The following is a 24,647-nucleotide window of genomic DNA, read 5'->3' as shown; positions in this document are numbered from 1 at the left end:
CAATGGGGACAGACCCAGGAGTTGACGATGCCGCAACCCGACAGCACCACCGCCCCGCACACGGAACGCAAATCCCTTACCAGTGCCGAGATCGGCGCCGTGGCCCATCTCTATCGCGGCGAGGTGTACCGAAGTACGATCTGGCGCACGCGTCTGGACACCACCACCAACTGGTCGGTCGTCACGCTGGGGCTGGCGCTGTCGATCTCCTTTGCCTCGCCCGATGCCTCGCCCCTGCCGCTGGCGCTGGTCGGGGTGCTGATCGTCTTCTTCCTGATCCTCGAAGCCCGCCGGTACCGCTATTTCAACGTCTGGCGCGCGCGGGCGCGATGGATGGAAACCCATTTCTATGCCCCGCTCCTGCATGACGGCGATCTGCACATGGAAGAGAACTGGCAGAAAACCCTGGCCAGCGATTACATGCGCCCGGCCTATCACGTGTCCTTCCTGACAGCGATCGGGCGGCGCATCCGGCGCAACTATCTGTGGATCCTGCTGATCCAGTCACTGGCCTTTGCTGGCAAGCTGGCGGTGCACCCCACCCCTGTGACCAGCCTGGAGCAGGCGTTTCGCCGCGCTGATATCGGCCCCCTGCCGGGCGAATTCATCGTCGCCATCAGCACGCTTTATATCATGGCCTGGATCGGCATCGCCATCTGGTCCAGCCGCCGCGATGCCCAAAGGGCGCGCGCGCGCGGCTCCCAAAGCTCGATGGGCTGACACGAAAAAAACCGGCCCCTGTTTCCGGGGGCCGGTCTTCCTTGTGCTGCCCGGCAGGAATGGCCGGGCGTCCCGTGTCTTATTCGCCGCCGCCCAACTGGTGGACATAGGCCGCAACCGCACGCACCTGCGCTTCGCTCAGGCGGTCCTGCCACGCCGGCATCACGCCACGGCGGCTGTAGGTGACGGTCTCGGTCAGGGTTTCGTAGTCCCCGCCATACAACCAGATCGCATCCGACAGGTTCGGCGCGCCCTGGCTCCGGTCGCCCTTGCCATTGTCGCCGTGGCAGGAGGCGCAGTTTTCTCCGAAGACCACCGCGCCGGCGTCCACTTGCGACGCGTCCTCGGGGGTGCCCGACAACGACATCACATAGTTGACCACCTGGCCGATCTCCTCGCCTTCCAGCATTTCACCAAAGGCGGGCATCTCGGACTGGCGCAGATAATCGCCATCCGCGTCCTCGGGCTGACGCACTCCAACCTTGACGGTGGTGTAGATCGCATCAATGTCACCGCCCCAAAGCCAGTCATTGTCCAGCAGGTTGGGATAGCCCTTGGCCCCTGCCGCGCCCGACCCGTGGCACTGTGCGCAGAAGGTCTTGAACACGGCAGAGCCGGCCGAGGCCGCATAGCCCTGCAACTCGGGATCGGCGCTGATCTCTGTCAGCTCGGCCGCTTCCAGCCTGGCGTTGATCGGCGCGTTGGCCGCGTTGACCCGGGCGATGTCCTTGGCCACCTCGCCGCGCGTGGAATAGCCCAGCACGCCTGCGGTGGCACCCTTGATCCCCGGCCAGGCCGGATAGGCGATGGTATAGCCGATGCCCCACACGATGGTCGCGTAGAACACCCAGACCCACCAGCGCGGCAAGGGGTTGTTGAATTCCTGGATACCGTCCCAGCTATGGCCGGTGGTTTCCGGATCGCCCTTCTTGATTTCGGATTTCTTGCTCATCTCCGCGCCTCCTTGTCCGTGGCGGGTCTGTCTTCATGCCGGAACGGGATGTTGGCTGTATCGCGGTAGCTCCGGCTTGCCCAGGGGCGGAATGCCCAAAGGATAACGCCGATGAAAAAGGTGAACAGGAACAGCAACATCCAGCTGTCGGCGAACTGTCGCAAAAAGGAATAGGTTTCCATGTTTCCCTCCCTTACCGCGATGCGTCAGGTACGAAGGTCGAGAAATCGACCAGCGTGCCCAACATCTGAAGATACGCAATCATCGCGTCCATTTCCGACACGCCGGGCTGGCCATCGAAATTGCGCACGTTGACATTGTCGCCATAGCGCTCCAGCAGCCCGTCATAGTCGCTGTCGGGATCGGCCTGCGCGGCAAAATCCGCCTGCGCCTGTTCGATCATCTCCTCGGTATAGGGCGCGCCCAGCAATGCGTTGGTTGCCATGATTTCGCCGATATACTTTCCATCAATCATCTTCTTGTTGAGGAAACCATATTTCGGCATCACCGATTCCGGCACGACCGACTGCGGATCACTCATGTGGTCCTGGTGCCAGTCGTCCGAATACCGGCCGCCCACGCGCGCCAAGTCCGGCCCGGTGCGCTTGGAGCCCCACTGGAACGGACGATCGTATTTCGATTCCGCCGCCAGCGAATAGGGACCATAGCGTTCAACCTCATCGCGCAACGGGCGGATCATCTGGCTGTGGCACACATAGCAACCTTCGCGCAGATACACTTCACGCCCGGCCATCTCCAGCGGGGTGTAGGGGCGCATGCCCTCTACATCCTCGATGGTGTTTTCCAGCCAGAACAGCGGCGCGATCTGCACGATGCCACCGATGGTGACAACCAGAAAGCTGACCACCAGCAGGAGTGTCGCGTTGGTCTCGAGGATCTTGTGTTTGTCGAGAATTCCCATTGTCCGACTCTCCTTATTCGGCCGGGACTGCAACAGAGAGGCTGGCTTCCTTGGCCGGCGCTTTCCGTACAGTCATCCACAGGTTGTAGCACATGACCACGGCCCCCGCGAGGAACAGGACCCCGCCAAGCGCGCGCACCACATACATCGGGAACTTGGCCGCCACGGTATCGGCGAACGAATTCACCAGGAAGCCGTTGGCATCCACTTCACGCCACATCAGGCCTTCCATGATACCTGTCACCCACATCGACGCGGCATAAAGCACGATACCGATCGTGGCGAGCCAGAAGTGCCAGCTCACAAGTTGCAGCGAATACAGACGCTCGCGTTTCCACAGGACCGGTACCAGGAAATACAGCACACCAAAGGTGATCATGCCGTTCCAGCCCAGCGCACCGGAATGCACGTGGCCAATGGTCCAGTCAGTGTAGTGCGACAGCGAGTTCACCGCGCGGATCGACATCATCGGGCCTTCAAAGGTCGACATGCCGTAAAACCCGACAGAGATCACCATCATACGGATCACCGGGTCGGTGCGCAGCTTGTCCCAGGCGCCACTCAGCGTCATCAGACCGTTGATCATGCCACCCCAGGACGGCATCCACAGGACCACCGAGAACACCATGCCCAGCGTCGAGGCCCAGTCAGGCAGCGCGGTATAGTGCAAATGGTGCGGACCGGCCCAGATATACAGAAAGATCAGCGCCCAGAAGTGAATGATCGACAGCTTGTACGAGAAAACCGGACGCTCGGCCTGTTTCGGGATGAAGTAGTACATCATCCCCAAAAAGCCCGCGGTCAGGAAAAAGCCGACGGCGTTGTGACCGTACCACCACTGGATCATCGCATCCTGGACCCCGGCCCAGACGATGACCGATTTTGATCCCCAGATGCTGACCGGAATGGTCATGTTGTTGACCACATGCAGCATGGCAATGGTCACGATAAAGGCCAGGTAGAACCAGTTCGCCACATAAATGTGGGGTTCCTTGCGCTTGATAACCGTGCCCAGGAAGACCGCCAGATAGGCCACCCAAACAATTGTCAGCCACAGGTCCACGTACCATTCAGGCTCCGCGTATTCCTTGGACTGGGTACCGCCCAGCAGATAGCCGGTCGCGGCCAGCACGATGAACAGCTGATAGCCCCAGAACACGAACCACGCCAGATTGCCGCCCCACAGGCGCGCCGCGCTGGTGCGCTGCACCACATAGAACGACGACGCGATAAGCGCGTTGCCGCCAAACGCGAAAATCACCGCCGACGTATGCAGCGGGCGAAGGCGGCCAAAGTTGGCATAGCCCTGAGCCCATTCGAAATTCAGAGCCGGAAATGCCAGCTGAAAGGCGATGAAAACACCGGCCAGAAAGCCGACAACACCCCACAGGGCGGTGGCGATCACGCCGGCGCGGATCACGCCATCCATGTATTCGTCCTGTGGGTGCGACACTTTTGTGCCGATGCCCCGCAGAGTCCAGATAAACAGGCCACCAGCAACCAATGCCACGATAATGGCATGGAACTGATAGGCCACGTCACGCGCGAAATTGATCCCCATCATCGCGAACAGCGTGACGAGACCAAGCGCGATCAGCTTGATGTAATTAACCATTTTGCGTCCCTTACGTCTTTGCCGGACACGACTCGACTGTGCCCTGGCTGTTATAGACTGACCGCTTTTTGCGGTTGCAGCGAAAAAGGTGCCTTGATCTGCATCAAAGCGTCGCGATCCGAAATGCGCCCCTATCGAAATCACACCGGACGGGGGGCGACTGCCCCTCACAGGCAAAGCTACATGTAACCTATACCTTTTGAAAACACGGGAGTGCCCAGATGGCCTATAAATCTCTGCTGACCGTGCTGACCGATCCCAGCCTGGCCGCCGGCCCGGTTGCCCAGGGGATTGCGCTGGCCGGGGCGCAGGATGCCCATTACGACGTGCTCTGCCTTGGCGTCGATCGCAGCCAGGCCGGGTATTATTACGCGGGTGCCAGTGCGATGATTCTTCAGGAAACACTCAGCCTCGCACAGGCGGAATCCGAGGCCGTCGAATCGGCGGCGCGCGACCTGCTCAAGGCTTCCGGCATTCGCTGGGCCACGGATAGCGGCGTCGCCCAGATTGCCGATCTGGGGCGCCATGTGGCGGCCCATGCGCGGTTCGCCGATCTGGTGATCCTGCCCAAACCCTATGGCGAGGATCGCGGCGCCGAACTGGAACCCACGCTGGAGGCGGCGCTGTTCGAGGGCCAGGCCCCGGTGCTGATGGTGCCCGACAATGCCCCGCCGCTGACCGCGCCCAAACAGATCTCCGTTGGCTGGAACGAAAGCGCCGAGGCACTGGTCGCGGTGCGCGCGGCCCTGCCCTTCCTGCAACAGGCCGATCTGGTGCGCGTGGTGGTGATCGACCCGCCCACGCACGGCCCGAACCGCTCTGATCCGGGCGGGCTGTTGTCGCAATACCTGTCGCGCCACGGCGTCCGGGTCGAGGTGGACGTGCTCTCCAAGACCCTGCCGCGCATTTCGGATGTGCTGATGCGCCATGCGCGCGACACGTCCTGTGACATGGTGGTGATGGGCGCCTATGGCCACTCGCGCTTCCGCGAGGCGATCCTGGGCGGCGCGACCCGCAACATGCTGGAACAGGCCGACATCCCGGTCTTCCTCGCACATTGATATCTGACGGCGCCCGGGCGTTTCAAAATGCCCTGGCGCCCGACGGCTTCGAAATCGCCAGGCCCGCGCGCGATGTGTTAAACGCCGGATTCAGGCGATCTCCGCCGCCGCAATACCAACGCGATACCGACGGTTTGCCGATCCACGATATGACAAAGTTTCAATAGGTTAACCGCGATTCGGCGCTAGGCCATCATCCCGCCGTCATTGTCGTCCCCGGCCTCGGTCATCAACCGGGTGAAATCGGGGATCGTGACATGGCGCTTGCCTTCCAGCCGGATCACCCCGTCCCGTTTCAGCGCCGACATCTGCCGGCTTACCGTTTCAAGCGTCAGCCCCAGATAATCCGCCATCGCCTCGCGGGTCAGCGGCAGGTCGAACACCAGCGGCCCCTGTGTCCCGTTCAGCTTCAGCGACGCATCCCGCCGTGCAATGATCGACAACAGGCTCGCAATCTTCTCGCGCGCCGTCTTGCGGCCCAGCACCAGCATCCATTCGCGCGCCGCGTCCAGCTCGTCCAGAGTCATCTCCAGCAGGCGCTGCGCGATATGCGGGGTCTCCAACATCATCGCCTCGAACGGCTTCTTGCGGAAACAGCACATCACCAGGTCGGTCGTGGCCACAACGTCATAGGCCGCCGACAGCCGCCCGGGCCGGCCCACGAAATCACTGGGCAGCAACAGGCCCACCATCTGTGTGCGCCCGTCTTCCATGGTCTGGGTCAGCGAGGCGATGCCCGACACCACCGAGCCCACGAAGTCCATCCGGTCGCCCGACCAGATCACCGTCTGCCCCGCTTCGAAGCTGCGATAATACTTGATCTCTTCCAGCCGCTCCAACTCGTCAGAGTCGCAACGGGCGCAAACCGCCCGGTGCCGGATCGGGCAGCTCCCGCAATCCTGCGAGGCATGGTGAAGGTCGTCTGTAACTTTGTTCATATTCGCGCTTGATCTGGGTCAAGGAGGCCCCTGACATGTTGCGGCTAAGCCTAGTCTCATGGAAACGAAAACTCAATTGGCAAAGCTGGGTCTGTTCGACGCCAAAGTGCCGCGCTACACCAGCTACCCCACCGCGCCTCATTTCAACAATGACGTGACGCCCGATATCTACGCCTCCTGGATCCGCGCGATCCCCGCCGGGTCGCAGGTCTCGCTTTATGTCCACGTGCCCTTCTGCCGGCGCCTGTGCTGGTTCTGCGCCTGCCGCACGCAAGGCACCGCCAGCGCCTCGCCGGTGGCGGCCTATCTGGAAACCCTCAAGACCGAGCTGGCCCTGCTCGGCCAAACGCTGCCGCAGGGTGTCACATTGTCCCGCCTGCACTGGGGCGGCGGCACGCCGACGCTGCTGGAACCGGGCATGATGGAAGACCTGGCCGGCGCCATTTTCGATGTCGCCCCCATGGCCGAGGGTGGCGAGTTTTCGGTCGAGATCGACCCCAACGAGATCGACGACGCGCGCCTTGCCGTGCTCGCGAAATCGGGCATGAACCGGGCCTCGATCGGGGTGCAGGATTTCGACGACGAGATCCAGAAAACCATCGGCCGCATCCAGGGCTATGACATTACCCGCGACGCGGTCGAGGCGATCCGCGCCCATGGTGTCAAATCGCTGAACGCCGACATCCTGTTCGGCCTGCCGCACCAGAGCCAGGCCCGAATCACCGAAAGCGTGCAAAAGCTGCTCTCGCTCTCGCCCGATCGCGTGGCGCTGTATGGCTATGCCCATGTCCCCTGGATGGCCAAGCGCCAGCAGATGATCCCGTCCGATGCCCTGCCCACGCCGCAGGAACGGCTCGCGCTGTTCGAAACCGCGCGCAAACTGTTCATGTGGGACAATTACGTCGAGATCGGCATCGACCATTTCGCCACCAGAGAAGACGGCCTGTCCGTGGCGCTGGAAAACGGCACGCTGCGGCGCAACTTTCAGGGCTATACCGACGATACCGCCGACGTGCTGATCGGCGTTGGCGCATCGTCGATTGCCCGCTTCCCGCAGGGCTATGCCCAGAACGCTCCGGCCACTTCGGCCCATACGGGCAAGATCCGCGACGGTCAGTTCTCTACGTCGCGCGGGCATTTGTTCTCGGACGAAGACAAGCTGCGGGGCCGCCTGATTGAGGCTCTGATGTGCGATTTCCGCATCGATTCGGCCGAAATTCTCGACCGGTTTGCCATCACGCCCGACCGGCTGAACACCCTGTATGCCGATGTCATGGCCCAGTTCCCCGACATGCTGACGCTCACGCCGGACGGGCTGTTCATTCCACCAAGAGCACGCCCGCTGACCCGCATGGTCGCGCGCGCGCTGGATGCCTATGATCTGGACAAGGCGGGGCACAGCTCGGCGATCTGATCCCGCCCCGAAAAAGGGGCCGCGATGCGACTGGCGAGTTTCAATGTGCAGAACATGCGCCTCAGGCGCGGGCCTTCGGGGCCGCGCCTTGACGGGGCGCGTGACCGGGACACACCCGCCGATACCACCCCCGCCGCGCCGCTTCTGGATGCCCGGGACCGCGCACTGACGGCGCAGATCATCGCCCGGGCCAACCCCGACATGCTTGCCCTGCAAGAGGTGTTCGACCAGCCCACGCTGGATCATTTCCACGATCATCACCTGGCCCGGACCGGCACCGCGCCCTATCCCCACCGCACCTGCCTGCCGGGCAATGACGGGCGCGGCTTCGATCTTGCGGTGATGGCGCGCCAGCCGCCCCTTGCGGTGATCTCCCATGCCGATCTCACCGCCATGCGCGCCGGCCTGCCGGTTCCGCCGGGCATCGATCCGGCCGCCCGCATCTTTCGCCGCGACTGTCTCGAAGTGGCCCTGCCCGGCCTTGCGATGTTCATTTGCCACCTCAAGGCCCCCTATCCCGACACTCCTGCCACCGCACAGGTCCGCCACCTCGAAGCACTTGCCATCCGCCATATCATCGAAACCCGTTTTCCCGATCCGGCAACGGCCCATTGGCTGATCCTGGGCGATCTGAACGAGGCCCATGCCGGCCATGGCGCCGCGCAACCGCTTCGCGGCGGGTTCAGCGTGGACCTGATGCAGCGCCTGCCGGACCAGGACCGCTGGACCTACCGCGCCCCGGACGGCAGCTTTCACGCCGCGCCCGACGTGCTGCTCGCCTCGCCCGCGCTGGCCGCCGCCTGGCCAGAGGCCGTGCCGCAAATCTTCCGGCAGGGTCTGGGCCACGAGGCCGCGCGCGCCGGCACTGCGCGCCTGCCCGGCGTGGGCACGCACCGCCCCCATGCCAGCGATCACGCCCTGATCTGCCTGGACCTGCCCGGCCTTACAGATTGAAAAGCGATCCCACGAAAAACGCGATCCCCGCCGCCACTCCGCCAATCAGCAGGGTCTCGGCGCCCGAGCGCCACCAAGGTTCCGGTGACCAGCGCGACTTGAGCGCCCCGATGGCGAAAAACACCACCCCCGTCATCGATGACGACCAGGCAAACGCCCCGGCCATGCCCAAAACGAACGGCAACAGCGGCACCAGACCCGCCAGCAGAAAGGCCAGAAACGTCGCCACAGCGGCGCGCATCGGGTGCGGTTCCACCCCCGCCAGCCCGTATTCCCCCTCCAGCATCAGTTGAATCGCCGCCTCCTCGTTGGCGGCGATCGCACTGGCCGCAGCCTCCAGCACACCGCCCTCCAACCCCTTGCGCCGCAGGATCTCGCGGATCTCGCGCCGCTCGCCCTCGGGGTCCTCGCGCAGATGCCGCCGCTCTACGGCGCGCAACCGGCGCGCGTGATCCAGCTCGGCCTTGGTGCCGGAATAATTCCCGGCCGCCATGGAAAATCCGTCCGCCAGCACATTGGCCAGCCCCAGCGCCACGATGATCACCGGCGACAACCCGGCCCCGGCCACCCCCGCGACAATCGCAAAGGTCGTGACCGATCCGTCGATGCCGCCATACACCACGTCCCGCAAATAGCCCCGCCCCGGCGGTGCGCCAATGCGGGCCTCGACTTCGGATTGGGAATGCCCGTGTTCCTTCATGGCGCCACCATGGCTGGCGTTCCCGCACCCGGCCTTGCGCCAGATCAAATCCGCGAGACGCGCCCGCAAGGGCGCGAAGAGCGCGCGCCTAGCGGTCGAACAGCCCGGTCAGCGCCCGTTTCACCAGCCCGCTCACACGCGGCTGACGCCCCGCGCCAAAGGGCAGCGGGCGGCACACATCCATCGCCGCAACCCCCACACGCGCGGTCAGCGCGCCATTGACCAGACCTTCGCCAAACCGGCGGCTCAGCTTGGACAGAATCCCGCCCCCGGCCAGCGCCCCGATCAGGTCATCCCCTGCCGCCACCGCGCCGGTGGCCACAAGATGGGTCATCACCGCCCGGAACAACCGCCAACTGCCCAGCGTCCCGGCCCGTCCGCCGTAAATCTCCGCCACCCGCCGGATCATGCGCATATTGGCGGTCAGCGCCGCCGCCACATCGGCCAACGCCAGCGGCACCAGCGCCGTCACCGTCGCCACCTGCCGCGCCGCCGCTTCCACCTCGCGCTGCGCCGCCGCGTCCAGCGGGGCCAGCAGCTCCGCCTCGGCCAGCGCCAGCAACGCATCGCCATCCATCACCTCGGCCCGCCGCTCCGCCAGCCGCTGGCGCCCCCAGGCGGTATCGTCGCGCCCCCGGTAGAACCGCGCCAGCTGGTCCACCACCGCGCGCGCCGCGCCCAGATCACCCGCCACAACCGCCGCATCCGCCGCATGGCGCAGCCGGTCCACCCGGCGCAGCCGTGCAAAACCGGCCATTTCACGCAGGATCACCGCCAGCGCCACCAGCAACAGCGCCCCCCCGATCCCCGTGACCGCCCAGCCCAGCACAGGCGCGCGCGCCATCAGCCCGGTTGCGAAATCCCACGCCGCCACCGACGCGGCCGCGCCCAGAAACGCCACCAGCAGGCCCCAGAACCACCGCGCCAGCCGCGACGGGCGGCGCGCGCCCAACCGTGCGGCCACCTGCATCGCCTGCCCGTCCGGCACGGCCAGATCGGGCACCGGCGCGGCCTCGGCCACATCCGGCGACGGGCGATCCTCAAGATCGATCAATACAGGGCCATTGGTCACAACCGGTCTCCAATCAGGAATTCTGCCGCCCGGTCCAGCCGGATATGGGGCGGCCCCTCGCCGGGGCGCAGGCTCAGCGGCGCCGGGGCGAATTTCATCACTTCATAATCCTGGTCCAGCCATTTTTCCGCGCCTTTTCGCGCCGGAACCAACAGCGCCGACGGGTCTTCGGGCAATGCGCCCGGATAGAACGCTGCCTGCCGTCCACTCTCCAGCAACCGGCCCCGCACACAGTCCAGCGAACGCCCTTCATGGCTCACGGTTTCCTCGACCGTGGCCCGCAATGCGGCAAGCGACAGCGCCCGGGTCCCGGCCCCGGCAAACTGTGCCCGGTCCGCCGCGTCCCGCGTCAGCGCCTGCATGATCGCGGTCAGCCTGGGGTGCTGGGTATGGTGCAGATGGTCCGCCTTGGTGGCGGCAAACAGGATCTTCTCAACCCGCCTGCCCCGCAAGAGCCGCGTCACGAATGCGTTCCGTCCGGGGCGAAACGCCGCCAGGGTCTCGGCCAGTCCGGCGCGCATGTCTTCCACCGCGCGCGGCCCCGAATGGATCGCGCCCAGCGCATCCACCAACACCACCTGCCGGTCGATCCGCGCGAAATGGTCGCGAAAGAACGGCTTTATCACCTGCGCCTTGTAGCTCTCGAACCGCCGTTCAAACGCCCGCCACAACGACCGCTTCGCCGCCCGTTCCAGCGGCGGCAGCGGCGCGAATGTCAGCACGGGCGAACCGTCCAGATCACCGGGCAAAAGAAACCGCCCCGGCGTGCAGTCGTGATACCCGCCCGCACGCGCGGCGTGCAGATAGGCGGTAAATCCCGCCGCCAGCGCCTTGGCCGCCGGCTCGTCCAACACCGCCCCGGCATCGGTGCCCGCCACCAGCGCGCGAAACGCCCCGGCCTCGTCGCGGGTCGCGATCCGCGCCAGCACATCCGCGCTCCACGCGGCATAGCTCTTGTCCAGTAGCCCCAGATCCAGCAGCCACTCGCCGGGGTAATCCACAATGTCCAGATGCACCGTGCGCGGCCCCTGCAACCCCGCAAGCAGCCCCGAAGGCCGCACCCGCAGCGACAGGCGCAATTCGCTGATCGCCCGTGTGCTGTCGGGCCAGTGCGGCGCCGGCCCGGTCAGCGCCGCCAGATGGGTTTCATAGTCGAACCGGGGCACCGTATCGTCGGGCTGGGGTTGCAAATAGGCGGCCTCGATCCGCCCCTCGGACGCGGCCAGCAATTGGGGCATCCGCCCCCGATCCAACAGGTTGGCGACCAGCGAGGTGATGAACACCGTCTTGCCTGAGCGCGCCAGCCCGGTCACGCCCAGCCGGATTACCGGCTCGAAAAACGCCTCCGACACCGTGTCGCCCACGGCTTCCATGCCGCGCGTCACGCTTTCGGCTATTGTGGATATGACCAAACTGCCGGCCCCTTTGCCTGTTTCCCCAGAAACCTAGTCCCTGCCCACACCCTTTTCCAGTGGGCGACACCCGCTTCAATTCCCCCTTTTTATGCGCTATCGCAACACCATGCCCAGATACGCGCTCAAAGTCGAATACCACGGAAAACTCTTTGCCGGTTGGCAACGGCAGGCCGATCAGCCCTCGGTGCAGGGCGCGATCGAGGCCGCGCTGGCCCGGCTGGAGCCGCGCGCCCACACCATCGCCGCCGCCGGGCGCACCGATGCCGGGGTGCATGCGCTGGCGCAGGTGGCCCATTGCGACATGATGCGCGACTGGGATCCGTTCCGCCTGTCCGAGGCGCTGAACCACCATCTCAAACCTGCCCCCGTGGCGATTGTCGCCTGCGCGCGCGTCCAAGAGGACTGGCACGCAAGGTTTTCCGCCATCCAGCGGCGCTATCTCTTTCGCCTGCTCATGCGCCGCGCGCCCGCGACTCATCAGGCCGGGCTGGTCTGGCAGGTCAACCACGAACTTGATGCCGCCGCGATGCAGGCCGGGGCCGACCGCCTGATCGGGCATCACGATTTCACCACCTTCCGCAGTTCGATCTGCCAGGCCGCCAGCCCGCTCAAGACCCTGGACCGGCTGACGGTCAGCCGCGTCGAAACCCTTTGGGGGCCAGAGATCCATTTCGACGTGCGCGCGCGCTCGTTTCTGCACAACCAGGTGCGCAGTTTTGTCGGCACGCTCGAGCGGGTGGGCGCCGGGGCCTGGGCACCCGACGATGTCGCCGCCGCGCTCGCGGCACGCAACCGCGCCGCCTGTGGTCCGGTCTGCCCACCCCACGGCCTTTACCTGGCGGGTGTCGGCTACGGGCATGACCCCTTTTCGCCCGCGCGCCACGGGCACGACCCCTTTCCACCCGCGCGCCAAGACCCTACATAGCCCCCATGTCCCCGCTCGCCCATATCGCCGCCCTGCCGGTGCGCGCCTACCGGCTGATCTTCAGCCCCTGGGTCGGATTCAACTGCCGCTATCAGCCCACCTGCTCGGCCTATGCGCTGGAGGCGCTTGACAAACACGGCGCGCTCAAGGGCAGCTGGCTGACCCTGCGCCGCATCGGGCGCTGTCATCCGCTGGGCAGCAGCGGCTACGATCCGGTCCCGCCGCGCGACGATCCGCCCTCATAACCGCCTGGCCAGCCCCCTGCTCGATCGTTCCCTCCAAAGACTTGCGGCTCTGGACACGGCCCCGCGTAATTCCTAACGTCACAAGCGCTAACCTTGCCATGAGTCGCAAAAGCATTTTTCAACCAGGAGCTTTCCCCATGCGCATTGCCACCAAAATCGCCCTCACCCTCACCGCCGGCTTGCTCGCCAACGCCGCCCTGGCCGAAAAATTCACAGGCTACGGCGCCATCGAGGGCTGGAACGTTTATGTCGACACCGAAAAGAAATCCTGCATGGTCGAGGCCAAGGACGATTTCGACAACGTCGTGCAGATGGGCCTGACCAGGGATCGCGGCATGGCCTTTATCGGCGTCTTCACCAAGGCCAAGACCGATATCCAACGCGGTAGCAAATCCGCCGTGGCCGTGCTGATCGGCGACAATATCTATATGGGCGAGGCCACCGGAATGCGCGGCAACATCACCAAGGGCTATTCGGGCGGCTATGTGCTGACCGACGACCCGAAGGTGTTTGACGATATCGCCAACGCCTATACGATGACGGTTTTCCCGGAAAAGGAATACGCCTTCATCGTCGATCTCTCGGGCACCAAGAAGGCGCTGGAACTGGCCCGCAAATGCAACGCCGAACAGGCCGGGTAACTCCGCGCATGTCCTCAGCCGGGCCTGCCTGGCGGAGCAGATATCGATCACGTCTTCCCAAGGTGCTCTGCAACTGGCATATGGCGCCCCATGCTTGACGATCCAGACGATATCCACCCCCTGTTTTACGGCGCCCCATCCTCGGCCGGCTTCAGGAAACTGCGCAAACGCATCGTGCGTCAGGCGCGTGAGGCGATCGACCAGTACGGCATGATCGAACAGGACGCCCGCTCGCCTGACGGCGCACGGCCGAAATGGCTGATCTGCCTGTCCGGCGGCAAGGACAGCTATACCCTGCTGGCGGTACTGCACGAACTGCAATGGCGCGGCCTGCTGCCGGTGGATCTGCTGGCCTGTAACCTGGATCAGGGCCAGCCGGGCTTTCCGGCCACTGTCCTGCCCGCGTTCCTGGAAAAGATGGGGGTGCCGCACCGGATCGAATACCAGGACACCTATTCCATCGTGAAGGACAAAGTGCCCGAGGGGCGCACCTTCTGTGCGCTGTGCTCGCGGCTGCGGCGCGGCAATCTTTATCGAATCGCGCGCGAAGAGGGCTGTTCGGCGGTGGTGCTGGGCCACCACCGCGACGACATCCTGGAAACCTTCTTCATGAATCTCTTTCACGGCGGGCGGCTGGCCACCATGCCGCCCAAACTGGTCAATGAAGAGGGCGATCTCTTTGTCCTGCGCCCTCTGGCCCATGTGGCCGAGGCCGATTGCGAAAAATTCGCCCGCGACATGGCCTATCCCATCATCCCCTGCGACCTGTGCGGCAGCCAGGACGGGCTGCAACGCCAGCAGGTAAAGCAAATTCTGGACGGCTGGGAGAAAAACAGCCCCGGCCGGCGGCAGGTCATGTTCCGGGCACTGATGAACATCCGCCCCAGCCACATGCTGGATCCGAAACTGTTCGATTTCGCCGGGCTGATGCGCGGATCCGTCAAATTTGAACAAATTGATACGGGAATTCCGAAGCTGCGTTAACGGACGGCTCAACATGTGGCCGTACCCTTGATGGGAATCGACGCCATTCTGGACATGTTTGATGCCGCTGCGCCCCGACTCGCTGGTGAATACCCTTCGCAGGACCACGCAAAACGCGGGGGCGGTCTGGCGCGCCCTGCCAATAGCCCTGCCCGTGGTGACACTGGCTGCCTGGATGGCCGGCGGCGAAACCGGGCTGCTGGTGGCGGCGTTGCTGCTGCCCCTGCTTTTGCTGGTGCAACGCGGCGCGCTGCCGGACGCGCCTCGCCGCGCGCCCACGGACAGCGACGGGTTGACCGGGCTTTTGCTGCCCGCCGCCTTTGGTCGCAAGATGGCGGCGCTGGCCCGCTCGCTGCCCCAAAGCGGGCGCACAACGGCGGTGTTTTCCATCAGGATCGACGGATTCGCGCAGATCCGCGATACACATGGCGATCAGGATGCCGATGCAGTGCTGCGCTACACCGCCGATCGCATCCGGGGCGCCTTGCGCAGCGACGATCTTGTCGCGCGCTCGGGCGATGCCACCTTTCTCATCGCGCTGGATCCGGTGCGGCTTCTGGATCTGGAAAGCGCGCTGCAACTGGCCGTGCGGCTGCAAACCGCCATCGAGGAACCTGTGCCGCTGCGCCGGGCGTCGATCCTGTCCACAAGCTCGATCGGCTTCTGCCTGGCCTCACGCCTGCGCGACGCCACCGCGACAACCCTGACCCAATCGGCCGAAATGGCCATGAACGAGGCGCGCCGCGCCGGCGATTCCAACATCCGCGCCTATACCGCCGACATGCGCCACCGCGTGACCACCCGCCGCAAAACCGAGGGCGAGGCCGCGCGCACTCTGGACCGCGACCAGATCCGCGCGTGGTACCAGCCCCAGATTTCCACCGATACCGGCCAGGTCACCGGCTTCGAGGTGCTGGCCCGCTGGGAGCACCCCACCCGTGGCATCCTCGCGCCGCACGAATTCCTGGCTGTGCTCTCCCAAACCGGGCAAATGGCGCGACTGGCCGATTTCATGCTGAGCCAGGCGCTGAATGCGATTCGCGCCTGGGACGAGGCCGGTCTGAACGTGCCCACCGTCGGCGTGAATTTCTCGGGTGACGAATTACGCAGCCCCTCGCTGCTGGATCGCGTCCGCTGGGAACTGGACCGGACCGATCTCGATCCCGCCCGCCTGACCGTCGAGATCCTGGAAAACGTGATCGCCGGCGCGCCCGACGACATGGTGGTGCGCAATGTCGAGGCGCTGGCGGGGCTGGGCTGCACAATCGACCTGGACGATTTTGGCACCGGCCACGCCTCGATCTCGTCGATTCGCCGCCTGCCGATCGCCCGGCTGAAGATCGACCGCTCCTTCGTGACCCATGTCGATACCGACCCGGAACAACAGCGCATGATCGCCGCCATTGTCACCATGGCCGAACGGCTGGGCCTGGAAACGCTGGCCGAAGGGGTTGAGCATGCCGGCGAACACACCATGCTGTCGCAACTTGGCTGCCGTCATGTCCAGGGCTTCGGTATCGCCCGCCCGATGCCGTTTGCCGATACGCTTGGCTGGATCGAGAAACATCGCGCCAGGGTCTGCACTCCGCCCCAAATCCGCCGAAAGTCGGGGTGAACCCGCCGATCGGACCCGTCCGGCCCCACATATCGGCCACAATCCCCTTGACCTTTCGGGCGCACCTCTGTTGAACCACCCCAACGTTTCAAGAGACAGGTGGCCCACCGCAATGGACGATCAGAACAAGAACCTCATCCTCGCGACCGCGCTCAGCTTTGTCGTGATCCTGGTTTGGTTTGTCATGTTCCCTCCCCCGGAACCGGCGGTCGAGGATCCCAACGCCGCCATCACCGCGACGGACGGGACAACGCCTCTGGCCCCTGCCGCAACGGCCCCGTCCACCGCGCCGCCTGCGGAAATTGCCGTCACCGATGCCCAGGCCGCGCCAGATGCGCCGCGCGTCGATATCGCCACCGCGCGGCTCAGCGGCTCGATCTCGCTGGTCGGCGGACGTATAGACGACCTTAAACTGAACGATTACCGCGTTTCCCTGGACGAAAACGCCCCGATCGTTTCGCTGCTCAAACCATCGAACCGGCCAAACGCCTATTATGCGCTCTATGGCTGGGCGCCAGGTGCGGGGCTAACCCTGGAACAGGTGCCCGGCGCCAATACCGAATGGGTGGTGGAATCCGGTGACACGCTCACCGAATCCACCCCTGTCACGCTGAAATGGGACAATGGCGCCGGCCTCGTCTTCCGCCGCACCGTGTCGCTGGATCAGAACTTCATGTTCTCGGTCAAGCAGACTGTGGAAAACACTGGCGCAGGCACCGTGTCGCTTGCCCCTTACGGCATCCTCGCCCGCCATGGCGAACCTGAGGATCTCAAAAGCTTCTTCATCCTGCATGAGGGCCTGGTCGCCATGTCCGATGGCGAACTGACCGAAACCAAGTATTCCGGCATGACCGATTTCGCCTTTGACCCGCGCGAGGGTGCGGCCGCCGAAGTGACGCAGGTCTCCGAAAACGGCTGGATCGGCTTTACCGATCACTACTGGATGGCCACGCTTGTGCCCCAGCCCGGAAGTGCGTTCAAATCCGTTGCCAAATACGACGAGACCCGCGACATCTACCAGACCGAGGCGGTGATGCCCACGCAAACCGTGGCGCAGGGCCAGACCATTTCCGCCTCGTCGCAATTGTTCGCCGGGGCCAAGGAATGGGCCACCATCCGTGACTACCAGAACAAAAGCGGTGTCGCCGGGTTCATCGACTCGATCGATTGGGGCTGGTTCTTTTTCCTGACCAAACCGATTTTTGCCGTGTTGCACTGGCTGAACGGCATTATCGGCAACATGGGTTGGGCGATCATCGGCCTGACCATCACGATCAAGATCATCGTCTTCCCGCTGGCCTATAAATCCTACGCCTCCATGGCCAAGATGAAAGAGCTTCAGCCACAAATGGAGAAGCTCAAGGAACAGGCCGGGGGCGATCGCCAGAAGATGCAGCAGGCGATGATGGAGCTATACAAGAAGGAAAAGGTGAACCCCGCCTCGGGCTGCCTGCCAATCCTGATCCAGATCCCGATCTTCTTTTCGCTCTACAAGGTGATCTTCGTCACCCTGGAACTGCGTCATGCACCCTGGATCGGCTGGATCACCGACCTGTCCTCGCCGGATCCCTCCTCGATTCTCAACCTGTTTGGCCTGCTGCCCTTCACGCCGCCCGATCCCGGGTCGATCATCGCGATCATCAGCCTGGGCGTGCTGCCGATCCTGCTGGGCATCTCCATGTGGCTGCAACAGAAACTGAACCCGGCGCCCACCGATCCCACGCAACAGATGATCTTTGCCTGGATGCCCTGGATCTTCATGTTCATGCTCGGCAGCTTTGCCAGCGGGCTGGTGCTCTACTGGATCACCAACAACGTGATCACCTTCACGCAGCAATACACGATCATGCGTATCCACGGCTACAAACCCGACGTGTTCGGCAACATCAAGTCGTCCTTCAAGCGCAAGCCCAAGTCGGACACCAAGTGATGGGCCGCGTCGCGGCACTGTGGCGGCATCCGATCAAGGCCCACGGGCGCGAGCCCGTGGACCGTGCCACCCTGAACGAAGGCCAGACCTTCCCGGGGGATCGCCGCTGGGCCGTGGCCCATGCGCAGGCCAGAACGACAGGCGGCAAATGGGCGCCCTGCGCCAATTTCTCCCGCGCGGCCAAAGCCCCCGCACTCATGGCAATCACCGCGCAAACAGACGAAGCCACCGGCAGGCTCACCCTGCGCCACCCCGATCTGTGGGATCTCACCCTCGATCCGGCCATCCAGGGTGACAAGCTGATCCAATGGGTGCGCCCGCTGATGCCAGCGGACCGCGCCGCCTCGGCCCGGCTTGTTCCCGCGGGCGACCACGGCATGACCGACACCGCCTTCGCCTCGGTCTCGATCCACACCACCGCATCCCACCGCGCGATCGAAGGGCGGCTTGGCCGCCCCCTCTCCACCGAACGCTGGCGCGGCAACATCTGGCTGGACGGTTTCGCCCCGTGGGAGGAATTCGACTGGCTGGGCAAGACCCTGCGCATCGGCACCGCCGAACTTACCGTGCAAGAGCGGATCACCCGCTGCCTGGCCACCACCGCAAACCCCGATACCGGCAAACGCGATGCCGACACGCTTGGCGTGTTGAACGACGCGCTGGGCCATCAGGACTTTGGCGTCTACGCCGTGGTCTCCAAATCCGGCGGGATCGCCACCGGCGACAGCGTAAAGGTGCTTTGATGCAACTGCCCTTCCCCCTGGCCGCCGATCCCGACCCGTTCGCGCTCGAACGGGGCCGCAAACTGTTTGACGGCTCCAACAGCGCGTTTCTCAAAGGCGTGGTCGCCATGTCCGGCCTGCCCCCCGCCGACCGGATCGAGGTCTGCTTCGCAGGCCGCTCCAACGTGGGCAAATCCAGCCTGATCAACGCGCTCACCGGACGCAAGGGGCTGGCTCGCGCCTCCAACACACCGGGGCGGACCCAGGAAATCAATTTCTTCACCCTGACCGACAGCCACTATCTCGTCGACCTGCCCGGCTATGGCTTCGCCAACGCGCCGCTCGCCGTGGTTGAAAAATGGCAAAGGCTGCTCAAACAATACCTCTCCGGCCGGGTCAACCTGCGCCGCGCCTTTGTCCTGATCGACACCCGCCACGGCATCAAATCCGTCGACGAGGAAATCATGTCCCTGCTCGATAGCGCCGCCGTCACGTTCCAGGCCGTGCTGACCAAGGCCGACAAGGTCAAGACACAAGACCGCGACAAGGTGTTGAAACAGGTCCGCGAAAAGCTCGCCAAACACCCCGCCGCCTTCCCCGAGATCGTGCTCACCAGCTCGGAAAAGGGTGACGGCATCGCCACCCTGCGCGCGATCGTCGCCGGTCTGGACTGATCCCATGTCCCTGACCGGCATCGGCGTTGCAGGATGTGGCCGCATGGGCGCACCCATGCTCGCCGCGCTTCGCGCCGCCGGGTTCAACGCACTGGGTTACGATGTGCGCCCGCCCGCCGCGTTTGGCCCGCTGGCCCCACATATGCGCGCGCTGCCGGATTTTGCCGATCACGTGCAAACCCTGATCACCGTGGTGCGGGACATTGCCCAAACCGATGACGTGCTGTTTGGCGCACAAAACCTCGCAACCGCGCCGCATCTGCAAACCGTGATCATCTCCTCCACCCTCAGCCCGCGCTACGTGACCGCCCTGCGCCACAGGCTCCCCGACCACCTCACCCTGATCGACGCGCCCATGTCCGGCGCCGCCATCGCCGCACAACAGGCGCGGCTGTCTTTCATGCTTGGCGGCGACAGCGCCGCGCTGGACCGCCACCAGCCCCTGTTCGATGCCATGGGCGCGCATTTTCACCGCATGGGACCATATGGCAGCGGCATGCAGGCCAAGGTGCTCAACAACCTTCTCGCCGCATCCAACACCGCCATGACACGCCTCGTCCTGGACTGGGCCGATGCCAACGGGATCGACGAAACAGCCCTTCTGAACCTGATCCACACATCCTCCGGGCAGAACTGGTTCGCTTCCCACTTCAACGATATCGAGTTCGCCCGCGACGGCCACGGCGCGGACAATTCCATCTCCATCCTGGTCAAGGATATCGCCTCCGCGCTTGACGCGGCGCCACCACAGTCCGACACCACCCTCCCCGAAACCGTTCAGGCGACACTCCGCACCCTCGCTCAAAGACGCTGATCGCCCTTTCAATGTTCCTCAAATACTCTTGCCAAAGGCATTCCACCCTCCGCGCCCGTTGCACCACTCTCCCTTTTGCGGCATGAACACCCCATGACATCCCACGCGCGCGCCCTCTCCGTACACCTGTTCACCGCCACCGGCGCGGTTTTTGCCATGCTCGCCATGCTCGCCGCCGTAGAGGACAAATGGAGCCTCATGTTTCTGTGGCTCGTGGTCGCCTTCATCGTCGACGGATTTGACGGCCCGATGGCACGCCGCTTCCACGTCAAGAAACACGCCCCCGAATTCGATGGCGTGCTTCTCGACCTGATCATCGACTATCTCACCTATGTCTTCATCCCCGCCTTCGCCCTGTTCAAATCCGGGCTGATGGATGGCTGGACAGGCTGGTTCGCGATCATCGTCATCACCTTCACATCGGCGCTCTACTTCGCCGATACCCGCATGAAAACACGCGATAATTCCTTCTCCGGCTTTCCAGGCTGCTGGAACATGCTGGTGATCGTGATCTTCGCGATCGAACCGAATTTCTGGGTCAGCCTCGGCCTGGTCACGGTGCTGGCCATCGCGATGTTCCTGCCGATCAAGTTCATCCACCCGGTGCGGACAGAGCGCTGGCGCCTGGTCTCCCTTCCCATGGCAGTGGCCTGGACATTCTTTGCCGGCTGGGCCGCCTGGGTCGATTTCCATCCCGAAAGCTGGGCCCATTGGGGCCTCGTGGCCACATCGGCCTACCTGCTGGTCGCCGGCGCCGCGCAACAACTGATCTATCGCGAGAAACTCTAGATCAGGAACCCGCCCGCGCCCTCATGGCGCAACAGCCAAACCTTGCTCTCCACCCCACCAGCCCCTGAAAATCCGGTCAGCCCCCTGGCGCCCATCACCCGATGGCACGGAATGATGATCGGGATCGGATTGCCACCACAAGCCTGCCCCACCGCCTGCGCCGTCGCCCCCAGATCGGCCGCGATCTCGCCATAGCTGCGCGTGTGGCCGAACGGTATTGCCCAGATTGCCGCACAAACCGCCTCCTGGAAATCCGACCCGCGCACCCGCAACGGCAAATCGAACACCTCCAACATGCCATCAAAATATGCCGCCACCTGCCGCTCGGCCTCGCGCAACAACGCGCCCGGTGCCGATACGCCCGGCGCGCCGCCCCAATCCAGCCGCACAATCGCACCATCCGCCTCGACGATGCGCAACACACCCAAAGGGCTATCCATCCAACATTGTGCCATGCCCCACCCTGCCAGCGAAAAAGGCGTCCGGCAACCGAAACGCCCTGTCTTCTCTTGGCCGAAAATATCCCGGGGGGTCCGGGGGGCTGGCCCCCCTGGCCCCCCGGCCTCACAATCAGCTCAACGCCGCATCACAGCGCCCGCACACCGCCGCATGCCCGTGACGGCCGACATCCGGCAGGATCTTCCAGCAGCGCTGGCATTTTTGCCCTTCCGCCTTCTCGAACACCACGCCCACGCCTTCGGTTTCCGGCAGACGAAACGCCTCTGCCGGCATCGGATCGCCGGTCAGCGCCACATCCGAGGTGATGCACACATCGGCGAATTTCACGCTCTTCAACGCTTCCAGCACCGCCGCGTCGCGCACATGCACCACCGGGGCCGCCTCCAGCGAGGCACCGATCACCTTGTCGGTGCGCTGCACCTCCAGCGCCGCCGTCACAACCCGGCGCACTTCGCGCACTTTCGCCCATTTCGCCGCCAGCGGTTCGTCCAGCCAATCCGCCGGCGTGTCCGGGAAATCCGCCAGATGTACCGAACTGTCATCGCCCGGGAACCGCTCCAGCCAGACCTCTTCCATGGTGAACACCAGGATCGGCGCCAGCCAGGTCGTCAGTCGGTGATACAGAATATCCAGCACCGTGCGCGCCGCCCGACGCCGTGCGGTATCGCCGTCGCAATACAGCACATCCTTGCGGATATCGAAATAGAACGACGACAGGTCCACCGTGGCAAAGTTGAAAACCGCGCTGAACACACCCTGGAAATCGAACGACGCATAGCCCGTGCGCACCTTGTGATCCAGTTCCGCCAGCCGGTGCAGCACCCAGCGTTCCAGCTCGGGCATATCCGCCACGTCCACGCGATCCGCCTCGGAAAATTCCGACAGTGACCCCAGCATGAACCGCATCGTGTTGCGAAGACGGCGATAGCTGTCCGCCACCCCTTTCAGGATTTCCGGCCCGATCCGCTGGTCGGCGGTGTAATCCGTCTGCGCCACCCACAACCGCAGGATATCGGCGCCATATTGCTGCACGATCTTTTCGGGCACGATGGTATTACCAAGCGATTTGGACATCTTGTTGCCCTTCTCGTCCAGCGTGAACCCATGCGTCACCACGTTGCGATAGGGCGCGCGCCCCCGGGTGCCACAGGCTTGCAGCAGCGAGGAATGGAACCAGCCGCGATGCTGGTCGGTGCCTTCCATGTAGACATCGGCAATCCCGTCCCCGGTCCCGTCTTCGCGGTCGCGCAGCACAAAGGCATGGGTCGAACCGGAATCGAACCACACATCCAGAACGTCAAACACCTGCTCCCATTCATCCGCGTTGTAATCACTGCCCAGGAACCGCTCCTTCGCACCCTCGCCATACCAGCAATCCGCGCCATCGGCCTCGAACGCCGCGACGATCCGCGCATTTACCGCCGGATCGCGCAACAGAAAATCGGGATCGGTCGGCAGCGCATCTTTCCTGACAAAACAGGTCAGCGGCACCCCCCAGGCCCGCTGGCGCGACAGCACCCAGTCGGGGCGGCTTTCGATCATCGCATACAGCCGGTTGCGCCCGGTCTGCGGCGTCCACGTCACCAATTCGTCGATCGAGCGCAACGCGCGTTCGCGGATCGTGTCGCCATAGGTGCCCATGCCGTCCTCGATCTCGCGATCCACGGCGGCAAACCATTGTGGCGTATTGCGAAAGATCACCGGCGCCTTGGAGCGCCAGGAATGCGGGTAGCTATGCGTCACCCGGCCCCGCGCGATCAAGGCGCCAACCCCGGCCAGGGCGTTGATCACGGCCGTATTGGCGCCGCCTTCCTTGCCCTTGTCCGTGATGATCACCTCGCCCCCGAACAGCGGCAGCGACGCGCGGAACGATCCGTCCTCGATCACGTTATGGGTCATCGTCAACCCATGCTTGACGCCCAGGATAAAGTCGTCCGCCCCATGGCTGGGCGCGGTATGCACAAACCCGGTTCCGGCCTCGTCGGTGACATGATCACCGGGCAGCATCGGCACGTCGTAATCCCACTCGCCGTCGCCGCCCCCGACGCCGCGCAGCGGATGCGCACAGATCGTCAGGTCCAGCTGCGCCGCAGACACATCGCGCTTGCGGATGTAGTCTTCAACCTTGGCCGCCTTCATCACATCCTCGGCCAGATTGTCGGCCAGAAGATAATGATCGCCCTTCTGCGCCCAATTGCCCTCGGGCGCCGCCGTCACCTTGTACAGCCCATAGGACAGCTCGGGGTTGAACGCCACCGCCCGGTTGGACGGAATCGTCCAGGGTGTCGTGGTCCAGATCACCACATTCACCCCCATCAACGACGAACGCGCCCCGGTCGGCTCTACCGCGCGCACGATGGGGAATTTCACCCAGATCGTATGGCTCTTGTGGTCGTGATACTCGATCTCGGCCTCGGCCAGCGCGGTCTTTTCCACCGGCGACCACATCACGGGCTTGCTGCCCTGATACAGCGTGCCGTTCATCAGGAATTTCATGAACTCCCCGGCAATCACCGCCTCGGCATGGTAATCCATCGTCAGATAGGGGTTTTCCCAGTTGCCGGTAACGCCCAGCCGCTTGAATTCCTCGCGCTGGATGTCCACCCATTTGTCGGCGAAGGCGCGGCATTCCTGACGGAATTCCACCACGTCCACCGCATCCTTGTCCTTGCCCCTGGCGCGGTATTGCTCCTCGATCTTCCACTCGATCGGCAAACCATGGCAATCCCAGCCCGGCACGTAGCGGCTGTCAAAGCCCATCATCTGGTGGCTGCGCACGATCATGTCCTTGATCGTCTTGTTCAGCGCGTGGCCGATATGCAGGTGCCCGTTGGCATAGGGCGGTCCGTCATGCAACGTGAACGGCTTGCGCCCTTGCTTCTCGCGCAGCTTGTCGTAAACCCCGATCTGCTCCCACCGCGCCAACCAGCCCGGCTCGCGCTTGGGCAGGCCCGCGCGCATCGGGAAATCGGTTTTCGGCAGGTTCAGCGTGTCTTTGTATTCAGGCGTGTCGGCGCACATCTTCGGCGTCCTTCATCTTGTCGGATCATGTCAGGAAAACTGGGCGGCGCGGTATCCCATACGCC

At 64.1% G+C, this 24,647-nt stretch carries 24 protein-coding genes; 14 read left to right on the top strand and 10 right to left on the bottom strand.

Annotated features, from left to right (window positions below; translation table 11 throughout):
• The first annotated feature begins 27 nt into the window (after positions 1 to 27).
• Positions 28 to 720, top strand: a complete 693-nt coding sequence (locus I3253_RS09975) for a DUF2270 domain-containing protein (RefSeq protein WP_197917506.1) — start codon at positions 28 to 30, stop codon at positions 718 to 720.
• A gap of 79 nt (positions 721 to 799) precedes the next feature.
• Here the strand turns inward: I3253_RS09975 and ccoP are convergent, their stop codons facing one another.
• From ccoP to ccoN, 4 genes are read right to left on the bottom strand one after another with little or no spacing between them, the layout of a single operon-like run.
• Positions 800 to 1,672: a cytochrome-c oxidase, cbb3-type subunit III gene (ccoP, locus tag I3253_RS09970; protein ID WP_197917505.1), complete on the bottom strand. Its 873-nt coding sequence runs from the start codon at positions 1,670 to 1,672 to the stop codon at positions 800 to 802.
• Positions 1,669 to 1,854, bottom strand: coding sequence for a cbb3-type cytochrome c oxidase subunit 3 (locus I3253_RS09965; RefSeq protein ID WP_197917504.1), 186 nt, complete (start codon positions 1,852 to 1,854; stop codon positions 1,669 to 1,671). Before I3253_RS09965 ends, ccoP begins: the two co-directional genes overlap by 4 nt.
• Positions 1,855 to 1,865: 11 nt before the next feature.
• Entirely contained in the window at positions 1,866 to 2,594 is a 729-nt protein-coding gene (gene ccoO / locus I3253_RS09960; RefSeq protein ID WP_197917503.1) for a cytochrome-c oxidase, cbb3-type subunit II, read from the bottom strand.
• A 13-nt stretch (positions 2,595 to 2,607) separates the two neighbouring features.
• On the bottom strand, positions 2,608 to 4,209 hold the full coding sequence (gene ccoN / locus I3253_RS09955) for a cytochrome-c oxidase, cbb3-type subunit I (protein ID WP_197917502.1): 1,602 nt from the start codon (positions 4,207 to 4,209) through the stop codon (positions 2,608 to 2,610).
• Between the two features lie 221 nt (positions 4,210 to 4,430).
• Between ccoN and I3253_RS09950 the strand changes: the two genes are divergently transcribed.
• Complete coding sequence (locus I3253_RS09950; protein WP_197917501.1) at positions 4,431 to 5,270, top strand: universal stress protein; 840 nt, start codon at positions 4,431 to 4,433, stop codon at positions 5,268 to 5,270.
• A 185-nt stretch (positions 5,271 to 5,455) separates the two neighbouring features.
• On the opposite strand, the gene fnrL is transcribed toward I3253_RS09950, so the two are convergent.
• Positions 5,456 to 6,208: a transcriptional regulator FnrL gene (gene fnrL / locus I3253_RS09945; protein ID WP_197917500.1), complete on the bottom strand. Its 753-nt coding sequence runs from the start codon at positions 6,206 to 6,208 to the stop codon at positions 5,456 to 5,458.
• 58 nt (positions 6,209 to 6,266) lie between these two features.
• Between fnrL and hemN the strand changes: the two genes are divergently transcribed.
• Both hemN and I3253_RS09935 read left to right on the top strand, forming a co-directional pair.
• Positions 6,267 to 7,622 (top strand): oxygen-independent coproporphyrinogen III oxidase, encoded by a 1,356-nt coding sequence (gene hemN, locus I3253_RS09940; RefSeq protein WP_197917499.1) that lies wholly within the window; start codon positions 6,267 to 6,269, stop codon positions 7,620 to 7,622.
• 24 nt (positions 7,623 to 7,646) lie between these two features.
• Entirely contained in the window at positions 7,647 to 8,576 is a 930-nt protein-coding gene (locus I3253_RS09935; protein WP_197917498.1) for an endonuclease/exonuclease/phosphatase family protein, read from the top strand.
• On the opposite strand, the gene I3253_RS09930 is transcribed toward I3253_RS09935, so the two are convergent.
• The 3 genes from I3253_RS09930 to I3253_RS09920 all read right to left on the bottom strand — a co-directional run bounded on the left by I3253_RS09930 (position 8,566) and on the right by I3253_RS09920 (position 11,760).
• Positions 8,566 to 9,276, bottom strand: coding sequence for a VIT1/CCC1 transporter family protein (locus tag I3253_RS09930; RefSeq protein ID WP_197917497.1), 711 nt, complete (start codon positions 9,274 to 9,276; stop codon positions 8,566 to 8,568). The genes I3253_RS09935 and I3253_RS09930 overlap by 11 nt on opposite strands.
• A gap of 88 nt (positions 9,277 to 9,364) precedes the next feature.
• The gene (locus I3253_RS09925; RefSeq protein WP_197917496.1) at positions 9,365 to 10,348 is read right to left on the bottom strand and encodes a YcjF family protein; all 984 of its coding nucleotides are present in this window, start codon (positions 10,346 to 10,348) and stop codon (positions 9,365 to 9,367) included.
• A complete protein-coding gene (locus tag I3253_RS09920; protein WP_197917495.1) occupies positions 10,345 to 11,760 on the bottom strand; it encodes a YcjX family GTP-binding protein in 1,416 nt (471 codons plus the stop codon). Before I3253_RS09920 ends, I3253_RS09925 begins: the two co-directional genes overlap by 4 nt.
• Before the next feature lie 109 nt (positions 11,761 to 11,869).
• Here I3253_RS09920 and truA point away from each other — a divergent pair, with 109 nt between their 5' ends.
• The 10 genes from truA (at position 11,870) to I3253_RS09870 (ending at position 21,102) form a co-directional block, all read left to right on the top strand.
• Positions 11,870 to 12,688 (top strand): tRNA pseudouridine(38-40) synthase TruA, encoded by an 819-nt coding sequence (truA, locus tag I3253_RS09915; RefSeq protein ID WP_197917494.1) that lies wholly within the window; start codon positions 11,870 to 11,872, stop codon positions 12,686 to 12,688.
• 5 nt (positions 12,689 to 12,693) lie between these two features.
• Positions 12,694 to 12,933, top strand: a complete 240-nt coding sequence (gene yidD / locus I3253_RS09910; protein WP_197917493.1) for a membrane protein insertion efficiency factor YidD — start codon at positions 12,694 to 12,696, stop codon at positions 12,931 to 12,933.
• A gap of 137 nt (positions 12,934 to 13,070) precedes the next feature.
• On the top strand, positions 13,071 to 13,574 hold the full coding sequence (locus I3253_RS09905; protein WP_197917492.1) for a hypothetical protein: 504 nt from the start codon (positions 13,071 to 13,073) through the stop codon (positions 13,572 to 13,574).
• Positions 13,575 to 13,664: 90 nt separating this feature from the next.
• Positions 13,665 to 14,558: a tRNA 2-thiocytidine(32) synthetase TtcA gene (gene ttcA, locus I3253_RS09900; RefSeq protein ID WP_197917491.1), complete on the top strand. Its 894-nt coding sequence runs from the start codon at positions 13,665 to 13,667 to the stop codon at positions 14,556 to 14,558.
• A gap of 61 nt (positions 14,559 to 14,619) precedes the next feature.
• On the top strand, positions 14,620 to 16,173 hold the full coding sequence (locus I3253_RS09895) for a putative bifunctional diguanylate cyclase/phosphodiesterase (protein WP_232272137.1): 1,554 nt from the start codon (positions 14,620 to 14,622) through the stop codon (positions 16,171 to 16,173).
• Positions 16,174 to 16,285: 112 nt separating this feature from the next.
• Positions 16,286 to 18,103, top strand: coding sequence for a membrane protein insertase YidC (gene yidC / locus I3253_RS09890; RefSeq protein ID WP_197917490.1), 1,818 nt, complete (start codon positions 16,286 to 16,288; stop codon positions 18,101 to 18,103).
• Positions 18,103 to 18,846: an MOSC domain-containing protein gene (locus tag I3253_RS09885; protein ID WP_197917489.1), complete on the top strand. Its 744-nt coding sequence runs from the start codon at positions 18,103 to 18,105 to the stop codon at positions 18,844 to 18,846. Before yidC ends, I3253_RS09885 begins: the two co-directional genes overlap by 1 nt.
• The gene (gene yihA, locus I3253_RS09880) at positions 18,846 to 19,499 is read left to right on the top strand and encodes a ribosome biogenesis GTP-binding protein YihA/YsxC (RefSeq protein ID WP_197917488.1); all 654 of its coding nucleotides are present in this window, start codon (positions 18,846 to 18,848) and stop codon (positions 19,497 to 19,499) included. The genes I3253_RS09885 and yihA overlap by 1 nt, the downstream gene beginning before the upstream one ends.
• Positions 19,500 to 19,503: 4 nt before the next feature.
• Positions 19,504 to 20,313, top strand: coding sequence for an NAD(P)-dependent oxidoreductase (locus I3253_RS09875; protein ID WP_197917487.1), 810 nt, complete (start codon positions 19,504 to 19,506; stop codon positions 20,311 to 20,313).
• A 93-nt stretch (positions 20,314 to 20,406) separates the two neighbouring features.
• A complete protein-coding gene (locus I3253_RS09870) occupies positions 20,407 to 21,102 on the top strand; it encodes a CDP-alcohol phosphatidyltransferase family protein (RefSeq protein ID WP_197917486.1) in 696 nt (231 codons plus the stop codon).
• On the opposite strand, the gene I3253_RS09865 is transcribed toward I3253_RS09870, so the two are convergent.
• Both I3253_RS09865 and ileS read right to left on the bottom strand, forming a co-directional pair.
• A complete protein-coding gene (locus I3253_RS09865) occupies positions 21,099 to 21,557 on the bottom strand; it encodes a methylated-DNA--[protein]-cysteine S-methyltransferase (protein ID WP_197917485.1) in 459 nt (152 codons plus the stop codon). The two genes, I3253_RS09870 and I3253_RS09865, sit on opposite strands and share 4 nt — an antisense overlap.
• Positions 21,558 to 21,672: 115 nt before the next feature.
• Positions 21,673 to 24,582, bottom strand: a complete 2,910-nt coding sequence (gene ileS, locus I3253_RS09860; RefSeq protein ID WP_197917484.1) for an isoleucine--tRNA ligase — start codon at positions 24,580 to 24,582, stop codon at positions 21,673 to 21,675.
• Positions 24,583 to 24,647 lie beyond the last annotated feature (65 nt).

This window comes from Thiosulfatihalobacter marinus, from assembly GCF_016019955.1.
Taxonomy (GTDB): domain Bacteria; phylum Pseudomonadota; class Alphaproteobacteria; order Rhodobacterales; family Rhodobacteraceae; genus Shimia; species Shimia marinus_A.
This window is presented reverse-complemented; position numbering and strand designations above follow the sequence as displayed.

Excerpts from the sequence above, each read along its gene's own strand:
- I3253_RS09975 (WP_197917506.1), top strand. The coding sequence starts at position 28 with ATGCCGCAACCCGACAGCACCACCGCCCCGCACACGGAACGCAAATCC.
- ccoP (WP_197917505.1), bottom strand. The coding sequence starts at position 1,672 with ATGAGCAAGAAATCCGAAATCAAGAAGGGCGATCCGGAAACCACCGGC.
- I3253_RS09965 (WP_197917504.1), bottom strand. The coding sequence starts at position 1,854 with ATGGAAACCTATTCCTTTTTGCGACAGTTCGCCGACAGCTGGATGTTG.
- ccoO (WP_197917503.1), bottom strand. The coding sequence starts at position 2,594 with ATGGGAATTCTCGACAAACACAAGATCCTCGAGACCAACGCGACACTC.
- ccoN (WP_197917502.1), bottom strand. The coding sequence starts at position 4,209 with ATGGTTAATTACATCAAGCTGATCGCGCTTGGTCTCGTCACGCTGTTC.
- I3253_RS09950 (WP_197917501.1), top strand. The coding sequence starts at position 4,431 with ATGGCCTATAAATCTCTGCTGACCGTGCTGACCGATCCCAGCCTGGCC.
- fnrL (WP_197917500.1), bottom strand. The coding sequence starts at position 6,208 with ATGAACAAAGTTACAGACGACCTTCACCATGCCTCGCAGGATTGCGGG.
- hemN (WP_197917499.1), top strand. The coding sequence starts at position 6,267 with ATGGAAACGAAAACTCAATTGGCAAAGCTGGGTCTGTTCGACGCCAAA.
- I3253_RS09935 (WP_197917498.1), top strand. The coding sequence starts at position 7,647 with ATGCGACTGGCGAGTTTCAATGTGCAGAACATGCGCCTCAGGCGCGGG.
- I3253_RS09930 (WP_197917497.1), bottom strand. The coding sequence starts at position 9,276 with ATGAAGGAACACGGGCATTCCCAATCCGAAGTCGAGGCCCGCATTGGC.
- truA (WP_197917494.1), top strand. The coding sequence starts at position 11,870 with ATGCCCAGATACGCGCTCAAAGTCGAATACCACGGAAAACTCTTTGCC.
- yidD (WP_197917493.1), top strand. The coding sequence starts at position 12,694 with ATGTCCCCGCTCGCCCATATCGCCGCCCTGCCGGTGCGCGCCTACCGG.
- I3253_RS09905 (WP_197917492.1), top strand. The coding sequence starts at position 13,071 with ATGCGCATTGCCACCAAAATCGCCCTCACCCTCACCGCCGGCTTGCTC.
- ttcA (WP_197917491.1), top strand. The coding sequence starts at position 13,665 with ATGCTTGACGATCCAGACGATATCCACCCCCTGTTTTACGGCGCCCCA.
- I3253_RS09895 (WP_232272137.1), top strand. The coding sequence starts at position 14,620 with ATGCCGCTGCGCCCCGACTCGCTGGTGAATACCCTTCGCAGGACCACG.
- yidC (WP_197917490.1), top strand. The coding sequence starts at position 16,286 with ATGGACGATCAGAACAAGAACCTCATCCTCGCGACCGCGCTCAGCTTT.
- I3253_RS09885 (WP_197917489.1), top strand. The coding sequence starts at position 18,103 with ATGGGCCGCGTCGCGGCACTGTGGCGGCATCCGATCAAGGCCCACGGG.
- yihA (WP_197917488.1), top strand. The coding sequence starts at position 18,846 with ATGCAACTGCCCTTCCCCCTGGCCGCCGATCCCGACCCGTTCGCGCTC.
- I3253_RS09875 (WP_197917487.1), top strand. The coding sequence starts at position 19,504 with ATGTCCCTGACCGGCATCGGCGTTGCAGGATGTGGCCGCATGGGCGCA.
- I3253_RS09870 (WP_197917486.1), top strand. The coding sequence starts at position 20,407 with ATGACATCCCACGCGCGCGCCCTCTCCGTACACCTGTTCACCGCCACC.
- I3253_RS09865 (WP_197917485.1), bottom strand. The coding sequence starts at position 21,557 with ATGGCACAATGTTGGATGGATAGCCCTTTGGGTGTGTTGCGCATCGTC.
- ileS (WP_197917484.1), bottom strand. The coding sequence starts at position 24,582 with ATGTGCGCCGACACGCCTGAATACAAAGACACGCTGAACCTGCCGAAA.